The organism is Paenibacillus sp. GYB003, from assembly GCF_036577625.1.
In the GTDB taxonomy this organism is placed as follows: Bacteria; Bacillota; Bacilli; order Paenibacillales; family NBRC-103111; genus Paenibacillus_AB.
In genome coordinates this window covers 208662-234570 of record NZ_JARBDC010000001.1, presented here as the reverse complement: position 1 = coordinate 234570, position 25909 = coordinate 208662, and the positions used below count along the sequence as shown (strand labels likewise).

The following is a 25909-nucleotide window of genomic DNA, read 5'->3' as shown; positions in this document are numbered from 1 at the left end:
AAATCTATGCATTGAATGACGAGGTATAAGGAGGAGGATCCGCCTGAATAAAGAGCTGCTGAAAGGGAGCACCGGCACGATGATTTTATCGCTGCTCGAACGGCGCGATTTGTACGGATACGAGCTCATCAAAGAGCTGGAACGCAAATCGGCCGGCGTCTTCGCCTTGAAGGAAGGCACGCTGTATCCGATTTTGCACGCCATGGAAGCGGAAGGCTGGGTCGAATCGTACTGGATCGAGGCGAGCGGACGAAAGCGGAAATATTACCGGATCACGCAAGCCGGCCGGAAGCAGTCCGAACGCAAAAAGGCGGAATGGGCGGAGTTTCGCGGCGCCGTCGACCTCGTAATCGGGGAGGGAAATGCATGACGCGAAATCAGGAACGAATCCGCGACTTTTTGGACGACGTATGCAGCCAGATTAAAGCTCGCGAGGCGCATCGCGACATACGGCGCGAGCTCGAAAGTCATCTCGAGCAGTTGGCGGCCGAACGCGAGGAGGCCGGAGCCGATCGGGAGGAAGCCGTCCGCTATGCGGTCGAGCAAATGGGGGACCCGGTTCAGCTCGGCAAAGAGCTGCATCGCATTCATCGGCCGAGAACGAACTGGGTCATTTTGTGCGGTATGGTCATGTTCTCCGTTTTCGGCATCGTAGCCATGATTGCAGCGGAAGGCGGCCTGCGAGTCGCATTTCCCCATCGAGATTATTCGCTTGTATGGAATAAAGCGATCTCCGTCTGCATCGGCCTTCTCGTTGCCGGCTTTCTATACTTTTTCAAGCCCGATCGACTACGAAATTACTCGTGGCTGTTTTATATTACGGCATTGGGCGGCATGCTTCTATGCCATTTATGGGGAGCGCAAATAAACGGATCACCTTCCTATTTTCGAATCGGCCCGTTTGTTATCGATTGGGTTTGGGTCAGTACGTATTTATTGATTTTAGCGGCCGCGGGATTTCTAGCCGATAGAAAGCAAAAACCGTTTTTTGGGCTTTTTACGATAACGGTAGTCGTACTCGTGCCCATCCTGTTTTTGGCCAGCTTGACGCGGTTTCCGTGCATCGTGTTGTACGCGATCGCCTTGTTCGCCATGACCGGTGCATTGATCCGAAATTGGACGAGAGCGGCATTGCTGACATTGCCGCCCTTTGCCGGCATGATCGCCTTGCGATTTCTCCGGAGCGAGTCGGTAAGGGATCGGCTCGGCGCTTTTTGGAATCCGCATCAAGATCCGCTCGGGTCCAGCTACATGTACGTCCAAATCGAACGGGCGATCCAAAGCGCCGGCTGGTACGGGAACGGGTTCGCCGCTCCCGCGCGATATTTACCCGATATCCAAAGCGACATCGTCTATGTTTACCTGATATACAGCTTCGGCTGGCTGGCGGGCATCGGTCTCGCGATCGGATTTGCCGCTTTTGCCGGATGGCTCGTCCGCTCCGCGCTTCAAATCCGGGACGAGTACGGGAAAACGCTCATGTGCGGCATTGCCGCCACGATCGGCTTCCAGATCGCGTATAACTTTCTCATGTCGTTCGGTATCGTGCCGCTGATCGGCATTCCGCTTCCTTTCGTCAGCCACGGGTTCAGCCATTTCGTGGCCGAAATGGCGTTTCTCGGCTTGGCGCTGGCGATTTACAGAAGGAGGCTGATCGCGCCGTCAACGGCAAGCAGCGATTAAGGCGGGGTTACGGCTCCGCTTTATGCGGAAAAGTCCGCTTCCCGCAACAAAGGGAACGAGGGGGACGGCTAGCGAATCGGTGGATGCGTATCGGCACAAAAACGTTCGTTTTTCCAGCCTAACGAATCGAGACACCGTTATCGAGCCGAAATTGGAAGAAAACGATGCGATTTGCCGGCAATAACGTTATGGGAGTTCGTTACAAATTCAAGCCTCCGCATTCACCTTCGATAACGATTGCCAGGTTCGTTAGCCGTACTTTCGATAACCGGAAGCAGCGAAGGGAAGCCGAAATCCGCTCGCGGAACCTCCGAGGGAGCTTTACCCGCGCGCCGGCGCATCGGTTGACACAACAATAAACACCGTCCAGATTGGTTCTGGACGGTGTTTATTAAAAGATCGCAAATATAAGCTTGTACAGCACGAAAGCGAGCGCCATGCTGATCGGGATCGTGATGACCCACGTAATGACCATCCGGCCGACCGTGCCCCATTTCACGTCCTTGAACCGGATGACGCTGCCGGTGCCGATAATGGCCGACGTGATGACGTGCGTCGTCGAGAGCGGCTGGCCGATCGCCGTCGATGTTTGGATGACGATCGAGGACGTCAAGTCCGAAGCGAAGCCGTTGACCGGCTCGATTTTCATAATTTTTTTGCTGACCGTCTTGATGATTTTCCAGCCGCCGATCGAGGTGCCGAGCCCCATGGCGGTCGCGGCGGCCAGCTTCACCCAGAGCGGCACGTCCAGCGTCGACTGAAACCCTCCGGCCACGAGCGCGAATACGATGATGCCCATTGCCTTTTGGGCGTCGTTGCCGCCGTGGGAAAACGACAGCAATCCGGCGGACAACACTTGGAACGAGCGGAATCCCCGGTTCAGCTTCGAACGGGACTTGTTGCCGCTCAGCAAGATGACGTACTTGATGATGCCCATGACCAGGAAGCCGAAGGCGAAGGCGATAATCGGGGACAAAATCAAAATTTTCACGATGCCGAGAAAGCCGTCCCAATTGAGCGACTTCGTTCCCGCCCCGGCCAGCACCGCGCCGGCCAACGAGCCGATCAGCGTATGCGACGAAGACGAAGGGATCGCATAATACCACGTAAGCAAATTCCACGTAATCGCCGCGATAAGGGCGACCATGACGACCTGAATGCCGTTGTCGATATCGGCGGGGTTGGCGATGCTCCCGCCGACCGTTTTCGCGACCTCGGACGATAAAATCGCCCCGATAAAGTTCAGCACGGCCGCGTAAAATACGGCGAACCGGGGCGACAGCGCCCTGGTGGAAATCGAGGTGGCGATCGCGTTCGCCGTATCGTGGAAGCCGTTGATAAAATCGAACAATAGCGCCAACAGAACGACAATGATAACTAAAGTAAGCATGATTTTCTCCTAACGCTTGGATTCGCATATGTCTGGCGTGCTTAACGTTTGCCGATAAAGGCCTGTCCCGTCCGCGAACGCGGAACGGGCATCCGGCGAACCGGTCTCAGGCATAGCGAAGAACGACGCTCTCCAATATGTCGGCGACGTCCTCGCAGCTGTCCGTCGTTTGCTCCAAACGTTCGTACAGCTCTTTCAGCTTGAAATCCTGGTACGGATCGGTCGGGTGGGTGAAAATTTCGCGGATGCCTTCCCGCATAAGCCGGTCGCCTTCGTTTTCAAGGCTGTTGATGTGAACGGTATGCTCCTGGATTTGCATATACTTCTTTTTGGAAAGCAGCTTGAAGGCGGCGAGCAGATGTTCGCACGACGAGACGAGCACTTCGGAGAAATCTTTCATGTACTGGTTCGTAAACGTAATGTTCAAATAGTCGAAACGGGCGATCGACGCTTCGATTCCGTCCAGCACGTCGTCGAGGCGGACGGCCAGCTCCATAATGTCTTCGCGGTCGAGCGGCGTTATGAACACTTTGTTCAAGCCTTTGAATATTTCGTGGGTATACGAGTCGCCTTTATTCTCGATTTCCTTCAGGGCGTCGAAATATGTAGCGGGCGGCTCGCTGCCCATCATGGCGCTGCGGAACATTTGCGCCCCCTTGAGCGTATTTTCCGCGCTTTGAATGAGCAGATTCAAAAAATCGATCTCGCCCTTTTTATTGAAAATCATCAAGCGTAAAACCCCCATTGTGGATTGATGAGAACAGCCGTTTACACAAATTTAAAATTATCATATCGCAGCGGAAAAAAGCAAACGAAAATCGCGCGGCGGCTCTCGCCGATTTCGACCCGCGGACCTTCGCCAAGCTTGATTTTGTGCGAACGACGCGGTACTATTTGAAACGAACGCTATGATTCGAATTATAATCGGAAAGGCTGATAGCCATGGCAAAACTGTTAATCCGGAACGGCACGTTCGTCACCGTTACCGAGGAAGCCCCGATCGTCCGCGGATATATGGCGATCGAAAACGATACAATCGCTTATATCGGAACGGAACAACCGGAGCCGTCCGAATCGTACGATACTATTATGGACGGAACGAACAAATTGTATATGCCGGGCTTGGTCAACACGCATTGCCATGCCGCCATGTCGCTGCTTCGCGGATACGGGGACGATTTGGCGCTTCAGGTGTGGCTTCAGGAAAAAATGTGGCCGAACGAAGCGAAGTTTACCGGCGAAGACGTCCAGTGGGGGACGCTGCTTTCGATTCTCGAAATGATCAAAGGCGGCACGACCAGCTTCGTGGACATGTACGACCATATGGACGAAGTCGCGCAGGCGGTCGAGCAATCCGGAATGCGCGGCTGCCTGACCCGCGGTGCGATCGGACTTTGTCCGCCCGACGTGCAGCGGCAGAAGCTGCAGGAGGCGATCCAATTCGCCAAAGATTGGCACGGCAAAGCGGACGGCCGCATTACGACGATGATGTCACCGCATGCGCCGTATACGTGTCCGCCCGATTTTATCGAAAAATTCGTGCAAGCCGCGCACGACCTGGACTTGCCGATGCATACCCATATGTCCGAAACGCTGCACGAGGTGCTGGAAAACGAGAAGCAGTACGGCCTGCGTCCGGTCGACCATTTGGCGAAGCTCGGTCTGTTTTCGCGGCCGTCGCTCGTCGCTCACGCCGTTCATTTGACCGACGCCGAAATCGAAACGCTTCGCGCGCATAACGTGCACGTATCGCATAACCCGGGCAGCAACCTGAAGCTGGCCAGCGGCGTCGCGCGCGTGCCGGACCTGCTGAAGGCGGGCGTGCTCGTATCGCTCGGCACGGACAGCTCGGCCAGCAACAACAATCTCGACATGTTCGAGGAGATGCGTCTTGCGGCGCTCATTCATAAAGGGGTATCCGGCGATCCGCTGGCGGTTCCGGCCAAGGAAGCGCTGAAGCTGGGCACCGTAAACGGCGCGAAATCGATATGGCTGGACCGCGTCGGAACGCTCGCGCCAGGCATGAAAGCCGATTTTATCGCGCTTAACGTCGATCAGGCGCACTTTTTGCCGAAGAGCGATTACGTGTCGCATATCGTCTATTCCGCTTCGGCCGCTGACGTGAGCGACGTGTTCGTCGACGGCAAACAGCTCGTCAGGGACAAACAATGCTTGACGCTTGACGAGGAGCGGATCAAATTCGAAGCCCAGCGCCGCTTCGAGCTTCTGACGAATTGAGCGAAAGCATCGGACGGAGGGAGAGAAAACGGCGATGGCCAAAAAAATCGGTTACGGCTTGGCGGCGGCGCTGGTGCTAATCGCGGCCGCGCTCGTTCTTCTCTACCGGACGATTCACGGCGAAGAGTGGGACAAGCGGGCCGACGCGGTGACTACCGTTACGTACAGCACGTACATACGGACCGTGGACCGGGTCGAAACGTTCGTCGGCGACGCCCCTTACCGGATCGTTTTCGGCAAAGACGCCGAGGGCAGGCCGGCGATCGCCTGGGTCGGCGATGACGGAACGCATATGGAATACGAAAGCGCCGGCGTCTCGGAGGCCGCCATTCGCGAGAAGGTGATGGCGCAAAACGCGGACAACGACATATTGCGCATCCTGCCGGGCGTGCTGGACGGTACGTACGTCTGGGAGGCGCTGTATAAGCGGAAGGAAGAGGACGGTACCCGCTATTATTACGGGTATTACCGGTTCGACAACGGCGCCGAAATCGATACGTGGCGCATGACCAAACGATAGCGCAAAAAAAGCCGGTTCCAGGCAAAGCTTCGGAACCGGCTTTTTTTGTTTTTTGCATGTCACGCGCGCGCCTTTACGTTCCGGAACGCGTTGATCAGAAACAGGACGACCGACGCGATCACGAGCAGCCCGCCGATCGAAGCAAGCGGAATGCCGACGCCGATCACCCCGTTCGCAAACAAAATCATGCTGACGATCAGCAGCGGAAGGCCGATATTGTGCAGCCAAAACTGCGCGTTCGCAAGCTTCGTTTTGCCCGCTTCCGGATAAATCGAATAAATGACCCCGACAATCGCCAAAGACGCCCAACCGAGCAAGTTGATGTGGGCGTGCGCGGACGTATATTGAAAAGCTTCCGCGATTCCCATGACGAGCCCGACGACGACTCCGATCAAAAAGTAAACGGCCGATACTTGAATAAAGCGAGCGCCCATTTGCGTCTCTCCTCCTCGAATCATTCGACAAAATCCACTACGATATACCTATTCGCCAAGACCCATAATATTCCCTTTTTATTCCTGCCAATCAAATAACGGGTGCGAATCGCGCAGCCGTGGCAGCTTTTCCACACATTGCATCGGAATTGAGGCTGCGCTATGTGATATACTTGAATATATCAAACGGATTATACAAATTTTATATATATGAAAGGGGGACGTCCGAGTGAAATTGCGTCTCTTGCCGATCGTAACGAGCGTAATCGTATCTTCGGCCGTATTGTTCGGCGGTTGGTTTCTATACGACAGCCTGGCGATGGAAAATCCTCTTTCCCGTATCGTACAGGAGCAGGCCGGCGTCGATCATTCGCAGATCAGCATCGGCAGCTCGAAAGTGACGATTGAAATTACGCCGAAGCCGGATGCGAGCTTGCGCGAAATTTATAAATCGATTACGGAACAAGGCGGTTCGATTATCGGCAATCGCGAGGTCGAACTGGTCGTGAAAGATACGAGCACGCCGGAGCTGGACCGCTGGTGGTCGGACGCGCTGTTCGACGTGGCGGAAGCGATGGAAAGCAAACGTTACGCCGCCATTCCGATGGCGCTGGAAGCGAAAAAGGCGGCATTTCCGGGCTTGCAGGTCACGACGGAAATGGACGAACGGTACGTGTACGTTCATATGACCGACGGCACCAACCACAAGTTCAAGCTGCTGCCCCGCACCTCGCCGAAGATGGGGGTGTGGCCGAATGAGTAAGCTGGGCAAAGAAATGCTCGTTGGCTTCGTGCCGGTACTGATCGTTTTTTTGATCTTTTTGGGCGTGAACGTCGTTCCGGTCGTCCTGGCCGGCGTCATTTTGTTCTCGCTGCTATATTTGACCCGCATGCGCGGCAATTTGGGGGTGTCCTCCTCCGAGCGCAAAGGAAAAAACCGGGCGCCGTCTTATTTGACGTTCGACGACATCGGCGGCCAGGAGCGGGCGAAAAACGAGCTGATCGAAGCGCTCGATTTTTTGATCAAGCATGAAGAAATAAGCAAATTCGGCATTCGTCCGCTGAAAGGCATCCTGCTGACGGGGCCTCCGGGAACGGGGAAAACGCTCATGGCGAAGGCGGCGGCCCATTACACGAATTCGGCGTTCGTCTCCGCCTCCGGTAGCGAATTCGTCGAAATGTACGTGGGCGTCGGCGCCAGCCGCGTGCGCGATCTGTTCAAGGAAGCGCGCAGTCGCGCCGCGAAGGACGGCAAAGACAGCGCGATTATTTTTATCGACGAAATCGACGTCATCGGCGGCAAGCGGGAGGGCGGCCAGCATCGCGAGTACGATCAGACGCTCAACCAGCTGCTGACCGAGATGGACGGCATCCATACGGCCGACACGCCGCGCATTTTGATGGTCGCGGCCACGAACCGCAAAGAAATGCTGGACAGCGCGCTGCTCCGTCCGGGACGGTTCGACCGGCACATTCAAGTCGATTTGCCCGACAAAAAAGGGCGCATGCACATCCTGCAAATTCACGCCAAAAACAAGCCCGTTGCGGACGAAGTCAGTCTGGAGCGGGTCGCCGGCGAAACGTTCGGCTTTTCCGGCGCCCAGCTGGAAAGCGTCATGAACGAGGCGGCCATATACGCGATGCGGGACGGCCGGCCGGATATCGGGCAGCATCATTTTTCGCAGGCGATCGATAAAGTGATGATGGGCGAAAAAACGGACCGCGAGGCGACGATGGAGGAGCGGAAGCGCGTCGCGCTTCACGAGCTCGGACACGCCATCGCGGCGGAGAAGGTAAGGCCCGGCACGGTGTCGATGGTGTCGCTCAGCCCGCGCGGACAAGCGCTCGGCTACGTGCGGCACAACCCGCAGCAGGATCAGTATTTGTATACGAGAGCGGAGCTCGAGCAGCAAATCATGATCGCGCTCGGCGGCGCCGTCGCGGAGGAAATGTTTTACGGCGGACGGAGCACCGGCTCGCGCAACGACTTCGAGCAGGCGCTTCAGCTCGTGCGCACGATGATGGACTCCGGCCTTACCGCGCTCGGCATTATCGACCGCCAAATGGTGACGAAAGAAGAGCTGATGAAAGAAAATTCGGCCATTTTGGACGAGCTGCATGCGAAAACGCGGGATATGCTGGAGGCATATCGGCCCGCGTTCGAGCAATCGCTCGACATTTTGATCCAGGAAGAGGTGCTGACGGGGGATCAGTTCCGCGCGCTGCTCGCATCCGTCGAAACGACGGCGCAGACTTCGGCGTAGCTTGCTCGGGCGATTCGCGCTGCGCGCCGATCATGCACGAATGGAAGAGGCTATCCGGCCGGGCTTTGGACGCCCGGGGGGTAGCTTTTTTTGTTTTGCGACCTTTTTGTGACGGCGGATGAAATCTTTCGCCGTTCGGTGTATCATTTGTAGTAGACAGTTCAGTCATCAACAGGTTTAGGCCGCAAAGGAGAAGGACCGTGCAAATTGCGAAAATCGGGGTCGTCGGCGCCGGCACGATGGGGCAGGGCATCGCCGAAATGCTCGCCGCCAAAGGCATCGACGTGCTGCTGCTGGAAGCCGGCCCGGAGCAGCTGGAGCACGCCTGGCGGAGCATCGAGCTCAGCCTGCTCAAGCAGCTCGAGAAATGGGCGATAACGGAAGCCGAGCGGCGGCAAACGCTCAGCAAAATTCATAAAACGCTCGCGATCGAGCAATTGGCTTCCTGCGATATGGTCATCGAAACGGTAACGGAAGATTTGGACGTCAAAAAAGCGGTGTTCGCGCGGCTCGACGCCGTTTGTCCCGACGCCATATTGGCGAGCAACACGTCGACGCTGAGCCTGACCGAGCTGGCCGGGGAAACGAGCCGCCCGGAACGGGTGATCGGGCTCCATTTTACGTATCCGGCCGGCAAAAGCCCGCTCGTCGAAATCGTGCGCGGGTTGAAAACGTCCGCCGAAACGTACGACATCGTGCGCCGGTTCGTCGAGCAAACGATTCAAAAAACGGGCATCATGGTATACGAATCGCCCGGCTTCGTGACGACCCGGCTCATCTGCACCCTGATCAATGAAGCGATGCACGCGCTGTCCGAAGGCGTCGCCTCCGCCGAAGACATCGACACGGCGATGCGGGTCGGCTACGAGTTTCGTTACGGTCCGTTCGAGATGGCCGACCGGTTCGGACTGGACGCGGTGCTGGCGGCGATGGAGCGGATGTTCCGGGAATACGGCGACCTGAAATACCGGCCGTCGTTTATGCTGAGGCAGATGGTGCGCGCCGGCCATCTCGGCGTCAAAACGGGCGAAGGCTTTTTTCAATACGACGAGGACGGCGACAGATTATGAACATACTGGTCATCAACGCAGGAAGCTCGTCGCTCAAATACCAGCTGTTCGACATGGTGCGGGAACGCGTCCTGGCCAAAGGGAAGGTCGAGCGCATCGGCATGGAGACGGCCATGCTGACGCACGAGCCGGCGGATCGGCCGGAGCTGCGCGAGGTGAGCGAAATTTTGGACCATACGGCGGCGATCCGCAAAGTGCTGCGCATTTTGACCGATCCGAAGGAGGGCGTCCTCCGGTCGATCGACGACGTTCACGCGGCGGGCCATCGCGTCGTGCACGGCGGCGAGACGTTCTCGGGCTCGGTGCGGATCGACGACGACGTGAAGCGGGAAATACGCCGTTTGTACGATTTGGCGCCGCTGCATAATCCGGGAGCGCTGACGGGCATTCTAGCGGTAGAAGCCAACCTGCCGCACATTCCGCAGGTGGCGGTGTTCGATACGGCGTTTCATCAGACGATGCCGCCGGCGTCGTTTCGGTATGCGATTCCGCACGTCTTTTACAAAAAGCACGGCGTCCGGCGTTACGGGTTTCACGGCACGTCCCACCAATACGTAAGCGAGCGGGCCGCGGAGCTGAGCGGGAAACGGCCCGACGAGCTGAAAATCGTTTCGTGCCATATCGGCAACGGGGCGAGCGTAACGGCGATCCGCTGCGGGAAGTCGTTCGATACGAGCATGGGGATGACTCCGCTCGAAGGATTGATGATGGGGACGAGAAGCGGGGACATCGACCCGGCCATCGTGCCGTTTGCGATGGACAAGGAAGATTTGTCGGTCAGCGAAGTGAATTCGATGCTGAACAAGCACAGCGGGCTGTTCGCCGTCTCCGGGGGACTCGGCGACATGCGCGAAGTGCTGGAAGCCGTTCAGGACGGAGACCGCAGGGCGAAGCTCGCGTTCGACATGTACGAATACCGGCTCCGCAAATATATCGGGGCCTATGCGGCCGCCATGAACGGCTTCGATACGCTGATCTTTACGGCCGGCGTCGGGGAAAACAGCGCGCTGCTGCGCAAAACGGTTTGCGAGGGGCTGACCTTCCTCGGCCTGAGGCTGGATGCGGAAGCGAACGAGCGAGGCGGGGGCGGGGAACGGAAAATATCGACCGCCGATTCGGCCGTCGACGTCTGGGTCATCCCGACGAACGAGGAGCTGATGATCGCGCGGGATACGTTCCGCATAAGCGGAGGCCGTCCGTTGCAAGAAAACCCGTAAACCGTCCGCCGGGCACGGCGGCGAAGGCGGCAACGATCATTATTCGACAGGGAGGAACGAGGATGGAGCTGACTACGATTCGGGAAGTAAGCCGGCATGTCGGTCAAACGGTACGGATCGGCTGCTGGCTGCACAACAAACGGTCGAGCGGTAAAATTCAGTTTATGCAGCTGCGCGACGGAACCGGATTCATCCAGGGCGTCGTCGTCAAAAACGAAGTCGCCGAACCGGTATGGGACGAGGCGTCCAAGCTGACGCAGGAAAGCTCGCTCTACGTCACCGGAACGGTGCGGGAGGACGCCCGCAGCCAAAGCGGCTACGAGCTGACCGTAACCGGCGTCGAACCGATTCAGGTGGCGGTCGATTACCCGATTACGCCGAAGGAGCACGGCGTCGATTATTTGATGGACCATCGCCATTTGTGGCTTCGTTCCCCGCGGCAGCGGGCGATCATGGTCGTCCGCTCGCACATCATTCGCGCCGTGCAGCAATTTTTCGACGAGAACGGCTTCTATCTCGTCGACCCGCCGATTTTGACGCCTTCGTCGTGCGAAGGGACGACGAATTTGTTCCATACGAAATATTTCGACGAGGACGCCTATTTGACGCAAAGCGGCCAGCTTTACATGGAAGCGGCGGCGATGGCGCTCGGCAAGGTGTATTCGTTCGGCCCGACGTTCCGCGCCGAAAAATCGAAGACGCGCCGCCATCTGATCGAGTTTTGGATGATCGAGCCGGAAATGGCGTTCGTCGATCACGAGCAAAATTTGATCGTGCAGGAGCGTTTCGTTTCGTTCGTCGTACAATCGGTCTTGGCGAACTGCCGCAAGGAGCTCGAAACGCTCGGCCGCGATCTTTCGAAGCTGGAAAACGTCAAGGCGCCGTTCCCGCGCATCACGTACGACGAAACGATCCGGCGGCTGCAGGAAAGCGGTCACGAGATCGCCTGGGGCGAAGACTTCGGAGCGCCGCACGAGACGGAAATCGCGCGGCAGTTCGACAAGCCGGTATTTATCACCCATTACCCGACGGACATTAAAGCGTTCTACATGAAGCCCGATCCGAACCGGCCGGAAGTCGTTCTGTGCGCGGATATGATCGCGCCGGAAGGCTACGGGGAAATTATCGGGGGCAGCCAGCGGATCGACGACCCGGACTTGATGCAAGAGCGCTTTGCGCAGCACGAGCTGGGCGAGGAAGCGTACCGCTGGTACTTGGATTTGCGCAAATACGGCACGGTGCCCCATTCCGGCTTCGGACTCGGGCTGGAGCGGACGGTCGCCTGGATTTGCGGGCTGGAGCACGTCCGGGAAACGATCCCGTTTCCGCGGCTGCTGAATCGGCTGTATCCATAATTGCGAAAGGGGCGTTTGCATGGCGAGAGGGGAACAACGCGGGCCGCTCGAAAGCGAGCTGGCGGCGGCGCTGCAAGCCGGCAGCGCATCCGTTTCGATGCTGCTGCTGCGGCTGTACAAGCGGCTGGACATTTCCGATACGGAAGCGATGCTGCTCATTCATCTGATCGCGTTCAAGGAGAAGGAAGGGAAGGAGTTTCCGACTCCCCAGGAGCTGCAGAGCCGCATGTCGGCGCCTCCGGAGGCGGTCATCAAGGCGCTGCAGCGGCTGCTGAAGGAGGAGCTGCTGCAAATCGACGAGGCGATCGATCCGTCGACGGGCGTGCTCAGCGAAACGTACAATTTGTCGCATTTGTACCGGAGGCTGGCGGGCGCATGGCTTGAGGAGACGGGCGCAGCGGGGAAGGCGCCGGCCGCGGCGAAAGCGGCTCCGGCCAAGGCGGGCGAAAGCGACATTTTCACCATGTTCGAGAAAGAATTCGCCCGGCCGCTCACCCCGATGGAATGCGAAAACATATCGCAGTGGCTCGACCGCGACCGGTATCCGGAGGAGCTCATTTTGCTGGCGCTGAAGGAGGCGGTATTCGCCGGCGTCGTCCATTTCCGGTATATCGACCGCATCCTCCTCGAATGGAGCCGCAACCGGGTGCAGACGCCGGAGCAGGCGAAGCAGTATACGCAAAAGTTCAGAGGGGCCCGTTAGCCAATCGCGGGCCGAAACAAAATAGCGGACTTTGGGACTTCTTTCTTTCGCGAATCGAACCCGACAAACGGTCGGATCGAGCGTGCGAAAGAAAAGCGTCCCATCGTCCGCTATTTTTGCATCCGCTCCGTAAGCGGATTGACGGTCAAAGGCGCAGCGCTTTCCAGCGGTACGCGTACTCGAACAAAAATTCGAAAGCTTCCAAATGCCGCTTCGCCTCGAACACGTTCGCTCCCCAGGCGTATATGCCGTGATTGCGCAGCACGATGCCCGGAACGTCCGGCCGGAGCCGCTCCTCGACAAGGGCGGCGATCCGCGGAATTTCCGCGTAGTTGGGCAATATCGGCACTTCGATCCGCGCGTTTTCTTCCCATATGTTGAACGCTTTGATCAGCTCGACTCCCTGGAACGGCACGCTGCCCTGCTCCGCGTACAGCTCCGAGACGATGTTGTTGAAAACGGTGTGGACGTGAAAGACGGCGCCGCAGCCGGTCAGCCGGTATAGTTCGCAATGGATGAGCGTTTCGGCCGAAGGCTTCAGCTTCGTCGGCTCGATCGGGCGGCCGGCGCCGTCGACGATCAAATAATCGTCCGGCGTATGCTTCGATTTGTCTTTGCCGCTCGACGTGACCGCGAAGGCGAATCGGTCCGCCGCGAAGGCGCCGACGCGAACGGACAAGTTGCCGCTCGTCGCGGGAAACCAGCCGCGCGCCGCCAGCTCGGCTTTCGCTTCGCGCAGCTCGGCGAACGCTTGCTGGCGCTGCTCCAGCGTATAGATCGGATCGTTCAAAAGTTACACCCTTTCCTGGATCGTTTGCAAATGGCGGACAACGTCGAGGAACGTTTCGAACGGGACGAACGGCAAGCCGAGCTGCTCGCATTTCGCGATCAGATGCGACCTGGCGAATACGAGGTCGGCCAGCTGCGCCCCGGCGAAGTCGGTGACGCTGTCGCCGATCAAAATGCGGAAATAATCCGTTTGCGGGTAACGGCGAATAATCGTCGTCTTGCACATGCCGCAATCGTTCGCGCAATGTTCGTCGCACCGATGCGGCCAGACGATGCGGATGCGTTCCCCGGAAAAGTCGCTCGCGTTGCAGTAAATGCGGCCCGGATCGATCGGAAACGGCGCCAGCAGCGGCAGCAGGAAAAAGTCGATGCCGCCGCTCGTGACGAGAAACTCGATGTCCCGCTCCCGGCAAAACTGCAGCAGCTCCGGAAAGCCGGGTCGAATGTTCGCGGTCCCGAAGACGAATTGCGCCACTTCTTCCTTGCTCGAAGACGGGAGAAGCTCGAACATGCGGCCTACGCCTTCCCGGATGCTGATCTTGTTCGTAACGACCTGTTCGACGAGCGGCTCCCAGCCCGGCGGATCGAAATGCTTCATGATCGCGACGATATTGTCGCTCTCCGTAATCGTCCCGTCGAAATCGCAGAAGATGACAGGCCGTTTCATTGCTTCGCCCCCCATAGCCGGATCGCATCGGCGAGCTCCGGATGCGTTTCCGCGTAATCGGCCAGCGTCCGGCCGCCCATGACCGCGTCGATCGCCTGGCGGAACGCTTGTCCGCCCGCGGCCGTGCCTTGCGGGTGACCGTGTATGCCGCCGCCGGCGTTGACGACGACGTCGACGCCGAAGTCGCGCACGATCCAGGGGACGAGCCCCGGGTGAATGCCGGCGGACGGAACGGGGAAGCTTTCGCGCAGCGCGAACGGCGCCGGCGTCTCGCCGCCCTCCGATGCATCCGGCCCCCTGTACACATAGTCGTCCTCCAGCCGATCGGTGACGAGGGCGCGGCGGATCGCCATGTTTTCCTCCTTCGGCATGACGACGGAGCCGTACGGGGAAGGGAACAGGACGAGATCGGCGCCGCACAGCCGCATCAGCTTGCCGAGCAGCACGGAGGCGGCGATGCCGTAATGCGGCGACGGGTACATCGCGCCGGACAGCGCGGGATGCGCCGCGATCGGGACGCCGATCTCCGGATCGGCGCTCAGCTCGCGCAGCGTATCGAAGCCGTAGGCGAGCACGTTGAACAGAAGCGCGTTCGCTCCGGCATCGATCGCCTTCTTCGCCTGCTCGGCCAGCTTGGACGCCGGCCCCGTCACGTTGACGGCATAGAGCAGCTTTTGCCCGGTCCGTTGTTTTGCGCGTCCGGCCGCCTTCATGCAAGTTTCGACCCGCTTCTCGATCGGGGTGAGCGGATTTTCGAACAAAATTTCGTCGTCCTTGATCAGATCGACCCCGCCCGCGGCCTGTCCGTAAAACTGCTCGCCCAGCTCGTCCAGATCGTGCCCGACGACCGATTTGAAAATGCTCATGAGCAGCGGGCGGTCGTGAACGCCGAGCCAGTCGCGCACGCCCCGGATGCCGAACTTCGGACCGGCGAAGCCGCTTAAGAAGGCGGGCGAAAATTGCAGGTCGATCAGCTTGATTTTGCCGTCCATCGACAGCTTGCCGAACACGGTGACGAGCAGCGCCGGAATATCCCGGCTGAAGTTGATGTCCGGATAGGCGATGCGGATATCGGCGTACCGATCGCCGGAAGCTCCGGCGGTTTCGGACGGTTCGTGCACTTCGACGGAGAGGACGACGCCGAGGTGCTTCTCCATCTGCTTCTGCTTCGCCGCCGGCAGCTCGGTCCAGCTGCCGACCGTCAAGCCGATGGCGATCGACTGCGCCTTCTTATGAAAATCCGCTTTCTCGTCATGACAGCGGTATGTGGCGACGCAATAACTCATGGGGCTACACCTGCTTTCCGCTTGCAATCGTTTGTTCGGCCAAATCCCGGCCGATTTCGCGCGCGCGCTCGGCGGCGCGCAGCACCGCGCGGCCGATATGATCGCCGACGCCGTTTGCCTCCAACAGCTCGATCGCGGCCTGCGTCGTGCCGTTCGGCGACGTCACTTTCCGCCGCAGCGCTTGCGGCGTTTCGTTCGTCGCTTTGACCATCTGCGCCGCTCCGAGCACTGTTTGCACCGTCAGCGCCCGGGCCGTTTCCTCGGTCAAGCCGCCTTGGACGCCGGCGGCGATCATTGCTTCCATGACGTAATAAATGTAAGCCGGACCGCTGCCCGACACGCCCGTCACGATGTCGAGCCGGTCTTCGTCGACGACGCTCGCTTCGCCGATCGCCCGGAACAGGCTCAGCGCCGATTCGCGCTGCGAAGGCGCGACGCCGTCCGAGAAGCTGACGCCCGCAGCCCCGAGCCCGATCGCGCTGGACGTGTTCGGCATCGTGCGGGCGACGGGGAACGAGCCGCCGAGCAAGCGGCGAATCGTCGCGACGGATAGTCCGGCGATCACCGAAACGATAAGCTGCTCCGGACGCAGCAGATGACGGTAGTCCGCGACGGCGGCCGCGGCATCTTTCGGCTTCATGTTCAGAACGACGATCGCCGCGCCGCGAATCGCCTCGTCCCGTTCCTCCGGCATGCGCGACGCGCGGATGCCGTATTTGCCGCGCAAATAGGCGAGCCGCTCGTCGTTTTGCCCGTTGACGGCGAATATTTGCTCGGGCGAGGCGATGCTTTTTTCGATCATGCCGCCGATCAACGCTTCGGCGATCGAGCCGGCGCCGATAAAGGCGATCGTCCCGTTTATTTTCGTATCCTGCATGTTCGGTCACTCCTTGCCGAGCGGTTCGGGTACGCCCGCTTGCTTAAAGGCAAGCGGGGCGCGCCGGTTCAACCGCGAATTTGTCCGCTTCCGCAGACGACGAATTTGGTCGAGGTAAGCGCCGGCAGCCCCATCGGGCCGCGCGCGTGCAGCTTTTGCGTGCTGATGCCGATTTCGGCGCCGTAGCCGAATTCGAACCCGTCGGTAAAGCGGGTCGAGGCGTTATGGTAAACGGCCGCGGCGTCGACTTCGCGCAGAAACCGTTCGGCGCGGTCCCCGTTTTCGGTGACGATGCATTCCGAATGAAGCGTGCCGTATGCGGCGATATGCTCAAGCGCTTCGTCCAGGCCGCCGACGACTTTGACGGACAAAATGAGGTCGTTGTATTCGGTGCGCCAATCGTCTTCCGTCGCTTCCGCCATCCAAGGCACGAGCGACCGGCTCCGTTCGCAGCCGCGCAGCTCGACGCCGAGCTCTTTCAATTTGTCCGCCAGCGGGGCCAGGCGAGTTTCCGCATAACGCTCGTGCACGAGCATCGTTTCCATCGCGTTGCAGACGGAAGGACGCTGCACTTTGGCGTTGATGACGATCGCTTCGGCTTTCTCCGGATCCGCTTCGTCGTCCAGGTACGTATGGCAAACGCCTTCTCCGGTTTCGATGACCGGCACCGTCGCGTTTTGGACGACGTTTTGGATGAGGGAGCGGCCTCCCCGCGGGATGATGACGTCCAGCAGCCCGTTCAGCTTGAGCATTTCGTCGACCGACGACCGGTCCACGCTTTCGATCAGCTGCAGGCCGTCGACCGGCAGGGCGGTGCGGGACAGCGCCTCGTGCATGATGCGCACGATCGCTTTGTTCGACTCCAGCGCGGCCGACCCTCCGCGCAGCACGACGGCGTTGCCGCTTTTCAGGCACAAGCCGGCCGCGTCGACGGTGACGTTCGGCCGCGCCTCGTACACGATGCCGACGACGCCGAGCGGAACGCTGTATTTGCGGATGACGAGCCCGTTCGGGCGCGTCGTTTCGTCCAGCAGCAGGCCGGTCGGGTCCGGCAGCTCGATAATTTGGCGCAGTCCTTCTGCGATCGCGCCGATCCGTTTGTCGGTAAGCGCCAGCCGGTCGAGCAGCGACTCGGAGGTGCCGTTTTGCCTGCCGTTCGCCAAATCGATCGCGTTCGCCTCCAGGATGGCGGAGCTTTCGGCGACAAGCCGGTCGGCCATCAAGGCGAGCGCTTCGTTTTTTTGCCCGGTCGTCACGCGGTTCATCGCCCGCGCGGCTTCCTTCGCCCGGGCCGCTTTTTCGCGAACTTCACTCATGTCAATTCCTCCCTCGGGGCGATCTGTATTTGTGAAAACCTTCTTCATGCATTCCGCACGAAATCGTACAGCTTCCCGGCTTCCAGCTCGAACGAATCCGGTTCGCTGCGCAGCCTGCATTCGACGATGCCGTCCGCCGCCCGCTTGCCGACGGTGACCCGGATCGGCAGCCCGATCAGATCGGCGTCGGCGAATTTGGCGCCGGCCCGCTCGTCGCGGTCGTCGAACAGCACGTCGACGCCGCTGCGGCGCAGGTCGCGGTACAGCTTCTCCGCCAGCTCCGCTTGAACCGGATCCTTTTTCTGGATGACGATCAAATGAACGCGATAAGGCGAAAGCTCCGCCGGCCATACGATCCCGGCATCGTCGCAGTGCTGCTCGACGACGGCGGCCACCAGGCGGGAGACGCCGATGCCGTAGCATCCCATGACGTACGGCAGCGACCGCCCGGTATCGTCCAGAAACGTCGCGCGCATCGAATCGCTGTATTTCGTGCCGAGCTTGAACACGTGTCCGATTTCGATGCCTTTGTCGAACGAAAGCGGCTCGCCGCAGCGCGTGCAGCGGTCTCCTTCGGCGGCGGAACGAATGTCGCCCCAAACGTCGACCCGGAAATCGCGCTCCGGCCTGACGCCGGTCCGATGACGGTCGGCGGCGCCGGCACCGACGACGGCGTGCGGCATGCCGCGAATTTCTTCGTCGGCTGCGATCGCGACGTTCCCCGGAAGACCGACGGGGCCGATGTATCCGGCGACCGAGCCGAGCTTTTCGGCGACGTCGGTTTCCGTCATCATATCCAAGCTATCGGCGCCCAGCAGCCGTTTCAGCTTCGTCTCGTTCAACTCGCGGTCGCCGCGCACGAGGGCGACGACCGGGCGCCCGTCCGCGACGAGCGCGATCGATTTGACGATTCGCCGCGATTCGACGCCGAGAAAACGCGTCAGCTCGGCGATCGTCCGCACGTTCGGCGTCTCGATCTCGCGGACGACGGGCGGGGCGCCTTCGCCGCTATCCGCGGCACCGGCCGGCGACGGAGACCCTTCGCCGCCGAGCGATACGGCAAGCTCCATATTGGCCGCGTAGCCGCATCCGCGGCAGTGGACGATCGTATCTTCGCCGACGTCGGACAGCGCCATGAATTCATGCGTGTCGGTGCCGCCGATCGAGCCGGAGTCGGCTTCGACCGCCCGGAACGTCAGCCCGCAGCGGGCGAAGATGGCGGCGTAGGCGTCGTACATCCGCTTATAGCTGCGGTCCAGCCCTTCCGCCGACGCGTCGAACGAATACGCGTCCTTCATTATAAATTCGCGTCCGCGCATCAGCCCGTACCGCGGCCTTCGTTCGTCGCGGAACTTCGTCTGGATTTGGTACAGCGTGAGCGGCAGCTTTTTGTACGACTTGACCTCGTCGCCGACGAGCGACGTGATCGCTTCCTCGTGGGTCGCTCCGAGCGCGAACGGCCGGCCGTGCCGGTCTTTCAGCCGCATCAGCTCGTCGCCGTACGCGTCCCATCGTCCGCTTCGCTGCCACAGCTCGGCCGGGTGCAGCGACGGCAGCAGCGCTTCGACGGCGCCGGCGTTATCCATTTCCTCGCGGATGATGCGTTCGACGTTGCGCAGAACGCGCAGGCCGAGCGGAAGGTACGAGTAGACGCCCGCGGCCAGCTGCCGGATGAGACCGGCGCGCAGCATGAAGCGGTGGCTGTTCGTCTCGGCGTCCGAAGGGTCGTCGCGCAGCGTCGGAATCAGCGTATCGTTCCATCGCATGCCCCGTCACCTCCCCGCAAATACGATCCATTCGTCGCGATGGACGACTTCGATGCGCGGCACGTCCACGCGCTTGCGCACTTCCTCGGTCGACAGACCGGCTACCGCTTTCAGCTGCCAGGAAGCATAGTTCACGACGCCCCGCCCGAGCGTACGGCCGTCGGCATCGGTCACTTCGACGACGTCGCCGGGATGGAAGTCGCCGTCGACCTCGGTGACGCCGGCGGGCAGCAAGCTTTTGCCGCCGTCGACCAGCGCCCGCTCCGCCCCGGCGTCGACCTTCACCTTGCCCTGCGGATCGGAATGGAAACCGATCCACTGCTTTTTCGTCGACAGCGTATGCGCGCTCGTATCGAAATACGTGCCTTTGCCTTCGCCCCGGACGGCGTGCAGCAAATCGTCCGGCTCGCTCGCCCTGCCGATGAATACCGGCACGCCGCAGCTCGTGGCGATGCGCGCCGCCTCGATTTTCGAGCGCATGCCGCCCGTGCCGACGGAAGAGCCCGAGCCGCCGGCGATCCGATAAATGTCCTCGCTGATTTCTTCGACCCGCTCGATGCGCCGCGCGCCGCTGTTTTTGCGCGGATCGTCGGTATACAGCCCGTCGGTGTCGGTCAATATGACCAGCTTTTGCGCCTTCAGCAAATTGGCGACGAGCGCGGAGAGGGTATCGTTCTCGCTGAACTTCAATTCGTCGACGGCGACCGTGTCGTTCTCGTTGATGATCGGAATCACGCCGCGGCTGATCAGCTCCTGCAGCGTCATGAGCGCATTATGGTTGCGCTGGCGGCTACGGAAATCGGAGCGGGTGAGCAATATTTGCGCGACCGTCAGCCCGTGCCGGGCGAACGCTTCGTTGTAGCGCTGCATGAGCAGCGCCTGCCCGACCGCGGCCGACGCTTGCTTCTCGTGCAGCGCCTTCGGCCGTCTGGCGTAGCCGATTTGGCGGAAGCCGGCGGCGACGGCGCCGGAGGTGACGAGCACGACGTTCCAGCCGGCGTGCTGAAGCCGGGACAGCTCTGCGGCGAAATATTCGATTTTGGCTCGGTTCAGGCCGCCTTCGTCGGACGTAAGCGAGCTGCTGCCGATTTTGACTACGATTGTTTGTTGCACGGTTGATCCCACCTTGCTTTCGCATAATGACGTCCGCCGGCGCTTCGCGCATAAAACAAAAAAGACTCTCATCCTTGTTAAGGACGAAAGTCCGGCTTCCGCGGTACCACCTTAATTAACGGGCGCGGGTAAAACGGCGCGCGCCGCCATCTTCAGTCCCTGGTAACAGCAGGGTGCTGTCCAACTCGTCGTTGGCCGTTCGGGGGTGGGGTTCGGCTCAGCCGCCTGCGGCGAATTCTCGCAGCCATCGGAATTCGCTCTCTGATCGCGCGGGCTGTGCGTACTGGTCCCGTCATCACGTTAAGTTCGAAATTGTTACTAACTAGAATAGCATCCCGCGTCGCGTTTGTAAAGACGTCGGCACGACGGCGAGTCGCTTTCGCCTCGGTGCGGACCGCCGCGCCGCATGTATAGTGCGCTTAGGAGCGCTAAAGCGGCCTAAACGTCGGGCTGTACGCGCGGATAACGCTCTTTTGCGCATTAACCGCCTGCATTCGCCATGATGCGGACGCCGCGCCGCATGTATAGTGCGCTTAGGTCCGCTTTAGCGGCTCAAACGTCGGGTCGTACGCGCGGATAACGCTCTTTTGCGCATTAACCGCCCGCATTCGCTTGAAGCGGGAGCCGCGCCGCAAGCATCCCGCCGGTCGGCGGAAGCGGTGCTCCCGATCCGAATCCGTCTCCGATCGCGGATCGGCGGCGGGCTATTTGGCCGCCCAGCCCGTATTGCCGACGCCGCTTTCCTTCACATACAACGTGGAGCCGGGACTCCCGTCGGCACGCAGGTAAAGCGATCCTACCGGTGCCGTTACGACTCCTTCCGGGCTGCCGGAACCGTGAAATAGGCCTTTGTTGTCGGCGCCGAGCATAAGGCGGTCGACTTTCAGCGGACCGATGCCGGCTCCTTTATAGACGGCCAGCGATTGCCCGTCCGCTCCAAGGCTTGGCGCGCTCGTATCGGCGCCGAAATATTCGCGTCCGTTTTTCAGGAACCAGCGGGTATGGCCGGTCGCCGTATCGACAGCCGTAATCGCATTGTAAGAGGGGACGCACTTGATTTTGGCCGCGCCCGTTTCGATGCCGAGCGGGGAATTGTTGATGAAAGTCTGCTTGCGTTCCGACTGGTCGTCGATCAGCGCGACGCCGGCGGTTCCGGACGGCTGGCGCACGCCGTCGATTGAAGTCAGCGGCAGGATGCCCGTTATTTTTACGGCGCTGCGCACGTTTCCGAATATTTGCACATTTCGGACGGAGCACAGTTTAATATTGGTGGAAACGACATCGATGGCGGTTTCTCCTTTGGCGGTGCCGTAATGAACGCCGTCGATCGTGACGGTCGTGCACGGGTCGGACAACGCCCATACGGCGCCGCAGCCGACGTTCGGCTTTTCGATATACGTATTTAAAAACGTCCATGCGCTGCCGCCGGACAATACGATCATCCCGGACGGACTGCCGCACCACTGGATGACATTGCCCGAGAAAAGAAGCGCCGCCGAGTTTGCCGCCTGCACGCCGCACGTAATTCCTTCGGCCTCGTGACCGCTGATGTAATTGCCGATAAACCGTCCGGCATACACATGATTGCCGATTTTGATGCCCTGCTTGCTGTTCCAAAATTCGCAGCCGATTACGGTCGGCGTCCATGCGGAAACGCGAAGAGCGGGTCCGGAGCCGATTCCCGTTACGCGAATGCCTTCGAGGATGCACGCTCGCGAAGCGCTTCCCCAAGTCGCAACATCGTCCAATATGCCGAGCAGACCGATTCCTTCCGCAGTTGACGGATTGCCCTCCAACGAGAAATCCCGGGCCGTGCATGATAACGCATAGCCGGTTGCCGCGCTGTCGGTCAGATCGCCGAAGTGCAGCAGCGGTTTTGCATTGGCCGAATTTTTGATCGTAGTACGAAAGCGTCCCGCTCCGCGGATCATTTGGCCGTTCTCCTTCAGACGCAGCGTATCCGTCACCTTGTACGTTCCGGCCGGCAAAAACACCGCTTGTCCCGTGTCAAGCGCCGCCTGAATGGCGGCGGTATCGTCCGTCGCCGAGTCGCCGGAAGCGCCGAACCATTTCACATTCAGCTCTCCCTGCACGATCCGTTCGAATCGGGCACCGCTCGCGGACACGATCACCGTTCCGGCATTGTCGGGCGCAGCCGTATCCGCAGGGTCGTATACAAAAAATCCTTCCCGTCCCGGATCCGAAACGAAATAGACGGTCGTCTCGCTCGGATTCGTAACGTTTCGCAGCTCCGCAATGGATATTCGGGTAACGCGGCAATTTTCTCCAAAAAGCTTTGAAGGAATATCCGGATGTCCTTTCTTGGCGCCATAAACGGCATCCGCTGCGGAAGCTTCGGCAATCGGATCTGCCAGAAACGCTCCTCCGGCAAAAAGGGCGGTGCCCGCAAAGCCGATGGTAGCCAGCATTTCTCTTCTGCTGAGCGGTTTTGCGTCTTTGCCGACTTCCGTTTCCTCCGGATCGTAACCGTTTTCATTTTGATCCATGAACAACTCCTCCTTATGGTTATACCTTTGTGATGGGCAGGATGATCGATTGTGTCGGCGGGACGAGCGGGTCAAGGCATAGCTGAAGGCAGCGGACGAGATCGAGGCGGCGGTTGTTGTTTATGAAGCGTCCGGATGATGAGCATGAACTTTAGTTCTTTATTGTAGAACGATGTTCTATAGATTGTCGACTCTATTATACAAACCCCGTTCGCGTTCAGTCAACACCGTATCGAAGGGGGCGGCCGATCCGTGTGAAAAAAGCTTTCCAAAGCAAATAAGCGACGGCTCGATCCGTCGCTTTGTCCATATCCCCGGGTAACGCTCTCTCGTACCGAGCAAGAGGGGGTGGCAACGGCAGGATGTATAGGAAGGCGACAGGCGAAGCGCCTGCCGGAAAACGACGAGCTGTAGGAGCGCATATCGCCCTTTCGCGCACGAACCGCCCGCATTCGCCTCGAAGCGGGCGGCGCGCGCCATATCGCCTAACCGAACAAGTTCAGCCGCCCGATGCGCCGCACCGCTTCCTCCAGCCGTTCCTCGGACGAGAGGAGCCCGACGCGGACGTAGCCTTCGCCGTGCGTGCCGAACCCGATTCCCGGCGCGACCATGACGTGGGCCTCGGTCAGCAGCAAGTCCGCGAATTCGGCGGACGTATACCGCTTCGGCACCGGCAGCCAGGCGAAAAACGAGCCCGCTGACGGCTTCGCTTCCCAGCCGATGCGGGAGAGGGCGCCGAATAAGGCGTTGCGGCGGCTTTCGTAGACGGCGTTCAGCTCCCGGACGCAATCCTGCGGTCCGGTCAACGCATGCGCCGCGGCCGCCTGTATGCCGCCGAACAAGCTGACGTAATAGTGGTCCTGGATCAAGTTGATGAGCCGCACGACCTCGGCGTTGCCGAGCGCGAAGCCGACGCGCCAGCCGGCCATATTGTACGTTTTCGACATCGTGTAAAACTCGACGCCGACTTCCTTCGCCCCCGGACGCTGCAGAAAGCTGACCGGCCGTTTGCCGTCGAAGCCGATCGCCCCGTACGCGAAATCGCTCGCCACCACGATGCCGTTCGCGGCGGCGAACCGGATCGTATCGTCGTAAAACGATTCGGGCGCGCAGGCGGCCGTCGGATTGTTCGGATAATTGACGAACATCAGCTTCGCCTTGTTCACGTCGTCCGGCGACAGGGCGGAATAGTCGGGAAGGAAGGCGTTGTCCTCCTTGAGCGGCATGAACGCCATGCGTCCGCCGGCCAGCTCGACGCCCGACCAGTAGTCGGGATAGCCGGGGTCGGGGACGAGGCAGACGTCGCCGGCGTTCAGCAGGCAGCCGCTGATTTCGACGAGACCCGTCTTGCCGCCGAACAGGATGGCGACTTCGGTTTCCGGATCGAGCCGGACGCCGTAATCTTCCCGATAACGGCTCGCGATCGCTTCCTTCAAAAACGAAAACCCGCTGAACGGGGAATATTTATGGTAGGCCGGGTCCGGCGCAGCCTCCTGAAGGGCGGTAACGATATGCCCGGGCGTCGGCCGGTCGGGGTTGCCCTGACCGAGATTGATCACGTCGTGCCCCATGGCGATTTGCCGGTTCACTTTGCTGACGAGAGAAGCGAAAAACTGCGTCGGCAGCCGCTTCAGCCGGTCGGCGGCTTCGATCGGGAAGGCGGACGCCTTCTGTGTCGGTAAATTCATCGTATTTCACTCCGAATGGTAGACTTATTTGACGATTACACTTGATTATACCTGTCGCGAGCGGCTTTTTCCATCGCATTTTTGCCGGAAGCCGTCGTTGCTTGGCGCCGTTCGATCGACTATGATAAATAGGAACCCAACGAAGCGGAGTGAAACGACCATGTCAGACGGACAAAAGCTGAACGTCGCCGTATTGCAGATGGACATCGCGATCGGCGAGCCGGAAACGAATTTCGCCAAGCTGGCGCAGCTCCTGGAACGAGCCGTGTCGGGGCCGCGCAAACCGGATCTGATCGTGTTTCCGGAAATGTGGAACACCGGCTATGCGCTGGACCGCATTCGCGACATCGCGGACCGCGAAGGGGAAAGGACGCGGGAGTTCGTATCCGCCTTTTGCCGCAAGCACGGGGTGAACGTCGTCGCCGGTTCGGTCGCCGAGCTGAACGGCGATCGAGTCCGCAACACGATTTACGCCTTCGACCGCGCGGGAACGAGGATCGGCGACTATTCGAAAATCCACCTGTTCCGGCTCATGGACGAAGAAAAATATTTGCACGCCGGCGACCGTGTCGGAGAGCTGAGCGTGGACGGCGTTCCGGCCGGCATGATGATCTGCTACGACATCCGATTCCCGGAGCTGACGCGCAAGCTCGCGCTCGGCGGCGCCAAGCTGCTGATCGTGCCGGCCGAATGGCCGCATCCGCGGCTGCACCATTGGCGCACGCTGCTGACGGCCCGGGCGATCGAAAATCAAATGTACGTCGTGGCGTGCAACCGGGTCGGCACGAGCGGAACGACGTCGTTTTTCGGCCATTCGATGGTCGTCGATCCGTGGGGCGAAATCGTCGCCGAGGGCGGCGAGGAGGAGGCGATTTTGACGGCGGAGCTCGATATGGCGGTCGTCGACCAAGTGCGCCGGACGATCCCCGTATTCGCCGACCGCAGGCCGGAGCTGTACTGAAGCGACGGCGCAACGAACATGCGTCTGCCCGGGCGGACGCATGTTTCGTTTTCGCTGCGCCTATC

At 59.9% G+C, this 25909-nt stretch carries 23 protein-coding genes; 11 read left to right on the top strand and 12 right to left on the bottom strand.

Annotation, left to right across the window (positions count from 1 at the left end; genetic code table 11):
- The first annotated feature begins 37 nt into the window (after positions 1-37).
- A complete protein-coding gene (locus PV407_RS01105) occupies positions 38-370 on the top strand; it encodes a PadR family transcriptional regulator (RefSeq protein ID WP_332088205.1) in 333 nt (110 codons plus the stop codon).
- Positions 367-1683 carry an FtsW/RodA/SpoVE family cell cycle protein gene (locus tag PV407_RS01100; protein WP_332088005.1) on the top strand — a complete coding sequence of 439 codons (1317 nt, stop codon included), beginning with the start codon at positions 367-369 and terminating at the stop codon, positions 1681-1683. The genes PV407_RS01105 and PV407_RS01100 overlap by 4 nt, the downstream gene beginning before the upstream one ends.
- 391 nt (positions 1684-2074) lie before the next feature.
- Here PV407_RS01100 and PV407_RS01095 read toward each other — a convergent pair whose 3' ends face one another.
- Positions 2075-3073, bottom strand: coding sequence for an inorganic phosphate transporter (locus tag PV407_RS01095; RefSeq protein WP_332088004.1), 999 nt, complete (start codon positions 3071-3073; stop codon positions 2075-2077).
- A 106-nt stretch (positions 3074-3179) separates the two neighbouring features.
- Positions 3180-3800, bottom strand: coding sequence for a DUF47 domain-containing protein (locus PV407_RS01090; protein ID WP_332088002.1), 621 nt, complete (start codon positions 3798-3800; stop codon positions 3180-3182).
- A gap of 215 nt (positions 3801-4015) precedes the next feature.
- On the opposite strand from PV407_RS01090, the gene PV407_RS01085 reads away from it, so the two are divergent.
- Both PV407_RS01085 and PV407_RS01080 read left to right on the top strand, forming a co-directional pair.
- Entirely contained in the window at positions 4016-5311 is a 1296-nt protein-coding gene (locus tag PV407_RS01085) for an amidohydrolase (RefSeq protein WP_332088001.1), read from the top strand.
- Positions 5312-5345: 34 nt separating this feature from the next.
- Positions 5346-5831 carry a cell wall elongation regulator TseB-like domain-containing protein gene (locus PV407_RS01080; protein WP_332088000.1) on the top strand — a complete coding sequence of 162 codons (486 nt, stop codon included), beginning with the start codon at positions 5346-5348 and terminating at the stop codon, positions 5829-5831.
- A 59-nt stretch (positions 5832-5890) separates the two neighbouring features.
- Here the strand turns inward: PV407_RS01080 and PV407_RS01075 are convergent, their stop codons facing one another.
- The gene (locus PV407_RS01075; protein WP_332087999.1) at positions 5891-6265 is read right to left on the bottom strand and encodes a cytochrome-c oxidase; all 375 of its coding nucleotides are present in this window, start codon (positions 6263-6265) and stop codon (positions 5891-5893) included.
- 229 nt (positions 6266-6494) lie between these two features.
- Between PV407_RS01075 and PV407_RS01070 the strand changes: the two genes are divergently transcribed.
- The 6 genes from PV407_RS01070 to PV407_RS01045 all read left to right on the top strand — a co-directional run bounded on the left by PV407_RS01070 (position 6495) and on the right by PV407_RS01045 (position 12874).
- Positions 6495-7028 (top strand): hypothetical protein, encoded by a 534-nt coding sequence (locus tag PV407_RS01070; protein ID WP_332087998.1) that lies wholly within the window; start codon positions 6495-6497, stop codon positions 7026-7028.
- Complete coding sequence (locus PV407_RS01065) at positions 7021-8529, top strand: AAA family ATPase (RefSeq protein WP_332087997.1); 1509 nt, start codon at positions 7021-7023, stop codon at positions 8527-8529. Before PV407_RS01070 ends, PV407_RS01065 begins: the two co-directional genes overlap by 8 nt.
- A gap of 200 nt (positions 8530-8729) precedes the next feature.
- The gene (locus PV407_RS01060; protein WP_332087996.1) at positions 8730-9599 is read left to right on the top strand and encodes a 3-hydroxyacyl-CoA dehydrogenase family protein; all 870 of its coding nucleotides are present in this window, start codon (positions 8730-8732) and stop codon (positions 9597-9599) included.
- Positions 9596-10816, top strand: coding sequence for an acetate/propionate family kinase (locus PV407_RS01055; RefSeq protein WP_332087995.1), 1221 nt, complete (start codon positions 9596-9598; stop codon positions 10814-10816). The genes PV407_RS01060 and PV407_RS01055 overlap by 4 nt, the downstream gene beginning before the upstream one ends.
- A 62-nt stretch (positions 10817-10878) precedes the next feature.
- Complete coding sequence (gene asnS / locus PV407_RS01050) at positions 10879-12171, top strand: asparagine--tRNA ligase (protein ID WP_332087994.1); 1293 nt, start codon at positions 10879-10881, stop codon at positions 12169-12171.
- 19 nt (positions 12172-12190) lie between these two features.
- Complete coding sequence (locus PV407_RS01045; RefSeq protein ID WP_332087993.1) at positions 12191-12874, top strand: DnaD domain-containing protein; 684 nt, start codon at positions 12191-12193, stop codon at positions 12872-12874.
- A gap of 145 nt (positions 12875-13019) precedes the next feature.
- On the opposite strand, the gene PV407_RS01040 is transcribed toward PV407_RS01045, so the two are convergent.
- The 9 genes from PV407_RS01040 to PV407_RS01000 form a co-directional block, all read right to left on the bottom strand.
- Complete coding sequence (locus PV407_RS01040; protein WP_332087992.1) at positions 13020-13664, bottom strand: methylthioribulose 1-phosphate dehydratase; 645 nt, start codon at positions 13662-13664, stop codon at positions 13020-13022.
- Positions 13665-13667: 3 nt separating this feature from the next.
- The gene (locus tag PV407_RS01035) at positions 13668-14330 is read right to left on the bottom strand and encodes a 2-hydroxy-3-keto-5-methylthiopentenyl-1-phosphate phosphatase (protein ID WP_332087991.1); all 663 of its coding nucleotides are present in this window, start codon (positions 14328-14330) and stop codon (positions 13668-13670) included.
- Positions 14327-15616, bottom strand: a complete 1290-nt coding sequence (locus PV407_RS01030; RefSeq protein WP_332087990.1) for a 2,3-diketo-5-methylthiopentyl-1-phosphate enolase — start codon at positions 15614-15616, stop codon at positions 14327-14329. The genes PV407_RS01035 and PV407_RS01030 overlap by 4 nt, the downstream gene beginning before the upstream one ends.
- A 4-nt stretch (positions 15617-15620) precedes the next feature.
- Positions 15621-16493 (bottom strand): pyrroline-5-carboxylate reductase, encoded by an 873-nt coding sequence (proC, locus tag PV407_RS01025; RefSeq protein WP_332087989.1) that lies wholly within the window; start codon positions 16491-16493, stop codon positions 15621-15623.
- A 68-nt stretch (positions 16494-16561) separates the two neighbouring features.
- Positions 16562-17809 carry a glutamate-5-semialdehyde dehydrogenase gene (locus tag PV407_RS01020; RefSeq protein WP_332087988.1) on the bottom strand — a complete coding sequence of 416 codons (1248 nt, stop codon included), beginning with the start codon at positions 17807-17809 and terminating at the stop codon, positions 16562-16564.
- 44 nt (positions 17810-17853) lie between these two features.
- The gene (locus tag PV407_RS01015) at positions 17854-19575 is read right to left on the bottom strand and encodes a proline--tRNA ligase (RefSeq protein WP_332087987.1); all 1722 of its coding nucleotides are present in this window, start codon (positions 19573-19575) and stop codon (positions 17854-17856) included.
- A gap of 6 nt (positions 19576-19581) precedes the next feature.
- Complete coding sequence (gene proB, locus PV407_RS01010) at positions 19582-20688, bottom strand: glutamate 5-kinase (RefSeq protein WP_332087986.1); 1107 nt, start codon at positions 20686-20688, stop codon at positions 19582-19584.
- 704 nt (positions 20689-21392) lie between these two features.
- Positions 21393-23195 (bottom strand): glycosyl hydrolase family 28-related protein, encoded by a 1803-nt coding sequence (locus PV407_RS01005; RefSeq protein ID WP_332087985.1) that lies wholly within the window; start codon positions 23193-23195, stop codon positions 21393-21395.
- 485 nt (positions 23196-23680) lie between these two features.
- Complete coding sequence (locus PV407_RS01000) at positions 23681-24883, bottom strand: pyridoxal phosphate-dependent aminotransferase (RefSeq protein ID WP_332087984.1); 1203 nt, start codon at positions 24881-24883, stop codon at positions 23681-23683.
- A 160-nt stretch (positions 24884-25043) separates the two neighbouring features.
- On the opposite strand from PV407_RS01000, the gene PV407_RS00995 reads away from it, so the two are divergent.
- A complete protein-coding gene (locus PV407_RS00995; protein ID WP_332087983.1) occupies positions 25044-25844 on the top strand; it encodes a carbon-nitrogen family hydrolase in 801 nt (266 codons plus the stop codon).
- Positions 25845-25909 lie beyond the last annotated feature (65 nt).

Excerpts from the sequence above, each read along its gene's own strand:
- PV407_RS01075 (WP_332087999.1), bottom strand. The coding sequence starts at position 6,265 with ATGGGCGCTCGCTTTATTCAAGTATCGGCCGTTTACTTTTTGATCGGA.
- PV407_RS01055 (WP_332087995.1), top strand. The coding sequence starts at position 9,596 with ATGAACATACTGGTCATCAACGCAGGAAGCTCGTCGCTCAAATACCAG.
- proC (WP_332087989.1), bottom strand. The coding sequence starts at position 16,493 with ATGCAGGATACGAAAATAAACGGGACGATCGCCTTTATCGGCGCCGGC.
- PV407_RS01100 (WP_332088005.1), top strand. The coding sequence starts at position 367 with ATGACGCGAAATCAGGAACGAATCCGCGACTTTTTGGACGACGTATGC.
- asnS (WP_332087994.1), top strand. The coding sequence starts at position 10,879 with ATGGAGCTGACTACGATTCGGGAAGTAAGCCGGCATGTCGGTCAAACG.
- PV407_RS00995 (WP_332087983.1), top strand. The coding sequence starts at position 25,044 with ATGTCAGACGGACAAAAGCTGAACGTCGCCGTATTGCAGATGGACATC.
- PV407_RS01090 (WP_332088002.1), bottom strand. The coding sequence starts at position 3,800 with ATGATTTTCAATAAAAAGGGCGAGATCGATTTTTTGAATCTGCTCATT.
- PV407_RS01015 (WP_332087987.1), bottom strand. The coding sequence starts at position 19,575 with ATGCGATGGAACGATACGCTGATTCCGACGCTGCGCGACGACCCTTCG.
- PV407_RS01065 (WP_332087997.1), top strand. The coding sequence starts at position 7,021 with ATGAGTAAGCTGGGCAAAGAAATGCTCGTTGGCTTCGTGCCGGTACTG.
- PV407_RS01005 (WP_332087985.1), bottom strand. The coding sequence starts at position 23,195 with ATGGATCAAAATGAAAACGGTTACGATCCGGAGGAAACGGAAGTCGGC.
- PV407_RS01045 (WP_332087993.1), top strand. The coding sequence starts at position 12,191 with ATGGCGAGAGGGGAACAACGCGGGCCGCTCGAAAGCGAGCTGGCGGCG.
- PV407_RS01020 (WP_332087988.1), bottom strand. The coding sequence starts at position 17,809 with ATGAGTGAAGTTCGCGAAAAAGCGGCCCGGGCGAAGGAAGCCGCGCGG.
- PV407_RS01085 (WP_332088001.1), top strand. The coding sequence starts at position 4,016 with ATGGCAAAACTGTTAATCCGGAACGGCACGTTCGTCACCGTTACCGAG.
- PV407_RS01080 (WP_332088000.1), top strand. The coding sequence starts at position 5,346 with ATGGCCAAAAAAATCGGTTACGGCTTGGCGGCGGCGCTGGTGCTAATC.
- PV407_RS01030 (WP_332087990.1), bottom strand. The coding sequence starts at position 15,616 with ATGAGTTATTGCGTCGCCACATACCGCTGTCATGACGAGAAAGCGGAT.
- PV407_RS01095 (WP_332088004.1), bottom strand. The coding sequence starts at position 3,073 with ATGCTTACTTTAGTTATCATTGTCGTTCTGTTGGCGCTATTGTTCGAT.
- PV407_RS01000 (WP_332087984.1), bottom strand. The coding sequence starts at position 24,883 with ATGAATTTACCGACACAGAAGGCGTCCGCCTTCCCGATCGAAGCCGCC.
- PV407_RS01035 (WP_332087991.1), bottom strand. The coding sequence starts at position 14,330 with ATGAAACGGCCTGTCATCTTCTGCGATTTCGACGGGACGATTACGGAG.